The sequence below is a fragment of the Streptomyces sp. NPDC054863 genome, assembly GCF_053610825.1.
Genome location: NZ_JBSGZD010000430.1, coordinates 1 through 4,826 on the forward strand (window position 1 = coordinate 1; position 4,826 = coordinate 4,826).

The 4,826-nt window shown below is 69.7% G+C and carries 4 protein-coding genes; all 4 read right to left on the reverse strand.

Annotated elements, in window-relative coordinates:
• A partial coding sequence (locus tag ACWGIG_RS36990) for an AMP-binding protein (RefSeq protein WP_453326105.1) occupies positions 1-2,261 on the reverse strand: 2,261 nt, incomplete at its 3' end.
• Between the two features lie 463 nt (positions 2,262-2,724).
• Positions 2,725-2,937, reverse strand: a complete 213-nt coding sequence (locus ACWGIG_RS36995) for an MbtH family protein (RefSeq protein ID WP_453326106.1) — start codon at positions 2,935-2,937, stop codon at positions 2,725-2,727.
• Between the two features lie 278 nt (positions 2,938-3,215).
• On the reverse strand, positions 3,216-3,893 hold the full coding sequence (locus ACWGIG_RS37000; protein ID WP_453326107.1) for an SGNH/GDSL hydrolase family protein: 678 nt from the start codon (positions 3,891-3,893) through the stop codon (positions 3,216-3,218).
• Between the two features lie 75 nt (positions 3,894-3,968).
• Positions 3,969-4,826 (reverse strand): sugar phosphate isomerase/epimerase family protein (locus ACWGIG_RS37005; protein ID WP_453326108.1); only part of this gene is annotated, 858 nt, incomplete at its 5' end.

Genomic DNA, 4,826 nt, shown 5'->3' on the forward strand with positions numbered 1-4,826 from the left:
TCCGTCGGACCGTACAGATTGGTCACCGACACCGCTGCCGCCGTCAACTGCTGGGCCAGCGACGGGGGCAACGCCTCACCGCCGACCAACGCCCGAAGCCCGCTCACCACGTCCGGAGCCTCCACGACCAACGCCTGCCACACCGCCGGCGTCGCTTGCAACACCGTGGCCCCCGACCCGTCGATCAGCCCCGCCAACGCCCGCGGATCCCGCATCGTGTCCCCGTCGGCCAGCACCACGCAAGCGCCCGACACCAACGGCACATACAACTCCAGCGCATGGATGTCGAAAGCCACCGTCGTCACCGCAACGAGAGCATCGTCGGTGCCCAGCGTCAGGTGCTCACGCAAGGCAGCCACAAAGTTGCCCAGCGCCTGATGAGAAACCACCACCCCCTTCGGCCGACCCGTGGAACCCGACGTGTACATCACATACGCAGGATGAGCGGGCAGCAGCGCCGCACCACGGTCACCATCGGTCAGGTCCCCACCCTCACCACGCGAGCACTCCTCGACAGTCTCCGGGGCATCCACCACCAGCCGCGCCACGTCCCCGGGGAGCACCGATGCCACCGCAGAGGCAGTCACCACCAGCACGGGACGGGCATCGGCCCTCACATACGCGATCCGATCGGCCGGATGACCGGGATCGATCGGCACGTACGCCGCCCCCGCCTTCACCACCGCCAGCAGGGTGACCACCAAGTCGACGGAGCGATCCATCAGCACCGCCACCCGGTCCTCCGGGCCCACGCCCCTGGTGACCAGCAGCCGCGCCAGACGGTTCGCCCGGGCGTTCAGCTCCGCATAGGTCAACCGGGTGTCCCCGAACACCACCGCGGTCGCGTCCGGCATGCGTGTGACCTGCGCCTCGAACAGCTCGGGAAGCGTGCGAAGGGGAACGTCCCGGGCAGTGGCGTTCCACTCCACCAGAGTGCGGTGGTGTTCGACCGGGGTGGCCAGACCCAGTCGGGCGATCGGCGATTCGGGCTCCAGGCGGGCCAGGGCCGCGAGCAGATGAAGGAAACGCGCCTGGTGGGCGGCGTTCTCCTCTTCCGTGTAGAGCGCGGGGTTGGCCAGGAAGTCCACCCGCAGGCCTGCGTCCCGCTCGTAGACGAGGATCGTCAGGTCGTCCACCGCACCGTTCGCCAGGTAGGTGCGCGCGGTGGTCTCGCATCGCCCGAACCGGGGCAGGGTCCGATCGTCGGGAAGGAAGTTGACGACGGGGCCGAACAGGCGACTGCCCGCACGGGCGATTTTCAGGTCGCGATGCAGGTGCTCGTACCGGTAACGCTGGTGCTGCAGCACCCCCCGGCTCCGTGCGGACGCCCCCCGAGCCAGGTCACGCACGCTCATGCCCGGTGCGATGGGCAGACGCAGCGGAAGCGCTTGGGCCATACTCGCCAACGACCCCCGCACACGCGACCCCTTGCGTGCCGTGACGGTCAGTCCCAGCACGACCTCCTGCGCCTGCGCCACCCGATGCACGTACAGCCCGGTGGCCCCGATCAGCAGGGCGGGCAGGGCGACGCCCGACGCGCGGGCCAACTGTCGGAGCGACTGCGCGACCTCGGCCGGGACCACGTCGGTCCTGCGGTGAGAACGACGAGACGCAAACGCCGTCCCTGAGGCCAGGGTTACGGCCTCGGGCGCGTCCCCCATCTGCTCCGCCCAGTACGCCCGGTCCTGTACGAACTGCTCGCTCCCGCGGTACGACTCATCGTCGGCCACGATCTCCTCAAGGGTCGCGAACAGCGTGAACGGGCAGTCCTTCCCGTCCTCCAGGGCGGTGTAGATCTCCGCCACCCGGTTCAGCCACACCGAGTAGCCGATGCCGTCCATCGCGATGTGGTGGGCCCCCAGATACACCACGGTCCGGTCCTCGCCCACCAGGAGCGCGGCGAGGGTCCAGATCCGGCCGTCTTCGAGATCGGCGGGGCGGGCCGCCTCGGCACGCATCCACGCCTCCGCGGCCACCGCCGGCTCAGGCTCCTGCCGTAGGTCGACCACGGACAGCCGGTAGTCGAGCAGGGGGTCGACCACCTGCCACGGCCCGTCGCCGCTCTGCCCGAACCGCACACGCAACAGCTCTGTCTCGGCCAGCGCCTGGCCGAACGCCTTCTCCAGCAGGGCGAGTTGCAGACTGCCGACGATGTCCAGGTAGTCCACCATGTTCTGGGCCGGGCTCTCCGGATCCAGTGCCTGGGCGTACCAGATGCCTTCTTGAGCTGCGGTCAGGGCTTGGGGGGCATGGTTCGACATGTTGAATGTCCCGTGTGCTTGGTATCCAGCGAGAAATCGGCAAAAGACTGTGCCGCGCAGACTCGGCATCCGTCTGCCGGAGAAACCGTTGACCCACCCTCTTCGGCTCTCGGAAGCCTGGCGGTGAGCGCGGTGTGCTGCCGGACCGCCCGGGTGGCCGCCGGTGAGGCCTCGTCACCGGCTCCGATGATCCGGCGAGTTCGCCGACATCGGACGAAACGATGCTCCGCTGCCTCGAATACGGCCTGGGTGAACAGCTCGGTGCCCGACAGGTCGACGGGGGCCCGCATCGGCCCGCGACCGGCCCCCGGCGGCGGATCGGGGATCCGCCTCAGGGCTCACGTCCGGGTGGCGGGGAAGCTGTTCGGCGAAGGTACGAAGCGCGTGCGACGCTCCCTGCCCGGGGCTGATCGGCCCCGAGTGTGGTCCGCCGGGAGGTGACGGACCACCAAAACCGCTGTGCTCATTCGCCGCCCATGGCATCGACCAGGCTCTGGGGCCGCATGTCGGTCCAGGAGCGCTCGACGTAGTCCAGGCAGTCCTGTCGCGAAGCCTCGCCGAACGCGATCTCCCAGCCCTCGGGGACGTCGACGAAGGTCGGCCAGAGCGAGTGCTGCTTCTCCGGGTTGACCAGCACCAGGTAAGTAGCTTCTTGGTCCTCGAACGGGTTCGTCATGTTTGGACTTTCTGGTGCTTATTACTTGTGTTCTTGGTGAACTTGACTCAGAGGCAGTACAACCGCCCCAAATGAACACAGAGGTACGCCCGGTCGACTTCGGGATGATCTTGCGATGACCGACAAACCCTCAGGCGGCGTTCACGCTGGTCGGCGCGGATCGCACAGCACGCGGCGTGAGGTCGGTGACGGCTGAGGGGTGAACCGTCGGGTCGAGCTCGCAGGGCCGACGGTACTCGCCGCTGTGCGCGCGGACCGGGCGTCCCTTCGTACGGGCGCTACCGCCGCGGCTCCGCGGTGCGGGCATCGACCACGGCGAGCCAGGCGTCGGCGATCAGCCGGTGGCCGAGTGGGCTCGGGTGGACGCCGTCCGGGGCCAGTTCCGCCGCCTGACGTTCCTGTGCCGCGCGGAGCAGGACGAGGTCCGCACGGACCACCTGGGCTCCGTTGCCCCGAGCTGCCCGCAGGACGGCGTCGGTACGGGGCGACAGGTCGTCGAACCAGCCTTCCTGCTCCGGGGTGACGGGCAGCAGAAAGGGGGTGATGACGACCAGCCGTGCGGCGAGGGTCTGCGCGGCGCCCGCCAGAAGGCGGTCGAGGCATGCTTCGAACTCGTCGACCGGGCTGGGGAGTTGGCTGTCGTAGTGCCGCCAGGTGTCGTTGATTCCGATCTTGACCGTGACCACGGTGGGCCGGAGGTCGGTGACGTCGGTGGTCCAACGGGATTCGAGGTCGTACACACGATTGCCGTTGAGTCCCTTGTTGATGACCCGGGGGGAGGGTCCCGGGGCGGGTCCGGACCCGGTGTTCGCCCGGTCGCGCAGGGTCTGCGCGATCTCGTGGACGTATCCGTTGCCGAGCGAGGTGGAATCTGCCCGGTCGCGGCCCGCGTCGGTGATGGAGTCACCGATGAACAGGAGCGTGTCGTCTTCCTTGATGTGCATGTCGCTGTGCATGTCTGCCGTCCTGGCGTCGTGTGTGGGGGGGCGTGGGAGACGGGACGATCGTCGCCCTCTCCCCTGCCGTGTCGACTACGGCTGATGAATCGGTCGTTGCGCTGCGGCGCGCCGCAGTGTCGCGGCCTCGCGCCCCAGCGCGGTGGGATCGTCGCCGGGCACGAACTCCAGCAGCACCTCGACGCGTCGGCCGTTCAGCAGGCGGAGTGCGGCGGCCCACAGGCCCTCACGTTCGGCCAGCGGCAGCCGGTTGTTGCCCGGCCACCACGAGAAGGCGTGCACGGCGGTGACCCGGTCGCCGAGCTCGGCGAGCCCCGCCAGCGCTTCCTCGTCGGGGACGTCGAGCGGCGGCTGCCAGTAGGTGCGGACGTTGTCCGCGCCCACCTCGTCCAGCAGTTGGACGGTCGAGGCGACGGTGTCGGTGAGCGTTCCCGGATGGAACTCCGGTGCGAGCTCCAGCCCGTGGTCCGCAGCGATCCGGGCCGCCTCCCGCAGACAGGCCACGGTCGTGTGCCGCTCCTCCGGCGGAGTGGCTTCCGATCCCGTTCCGCCCGCCCAGACCCGTATCCGGGGCGCCCCGAGGAGCACCGCGGCCCGGGCGACGGCCGGGAATGCGGCCAGTTCGCCCGGGGAGGCGCGGAAGTACGAGCCGTACGAACAACAGGCGAGCCCGTACCGGTCGGAAACCTCACGGACCGCGCGGACGGTGCCGGGTTCCCCCGGCGGCGCGTGCACGTCCGCTCCCCACTCGACCACCTCCAGACCCGCGTCCGCGGCGCACCGCGCGACCTCGGCGGCGGGCAGCCGACGGAAGGTGACCGAGCACAGGCCGAATCTGGTCACGCCGGTGTCGGGCCCGGCCTGCGGACGGCTCGGGGCGTCGTCCGTCACGCCGCTCCTCTTCTCCTCGGTCACTGCACTGCCTTCCTGGCG

Excerpts from the sequence above, each read along its gene's own strand:
- ACWGIG_RS36995 (WP_453326106.1), bottom strand. The coding sequence starts at position 2,937 with ATGACGAACCCGTTCGAGGACCAAGAAGCTACTTACCTGGTGCTGGTC.
- ACWGIG_RS37000 (WP_453326107.1), bottom strand. The coding sequence starts at position 3,893 with ATGCACAGCGACATGCACATCAAGGAAGACGACACGCTCCTGTTCATC.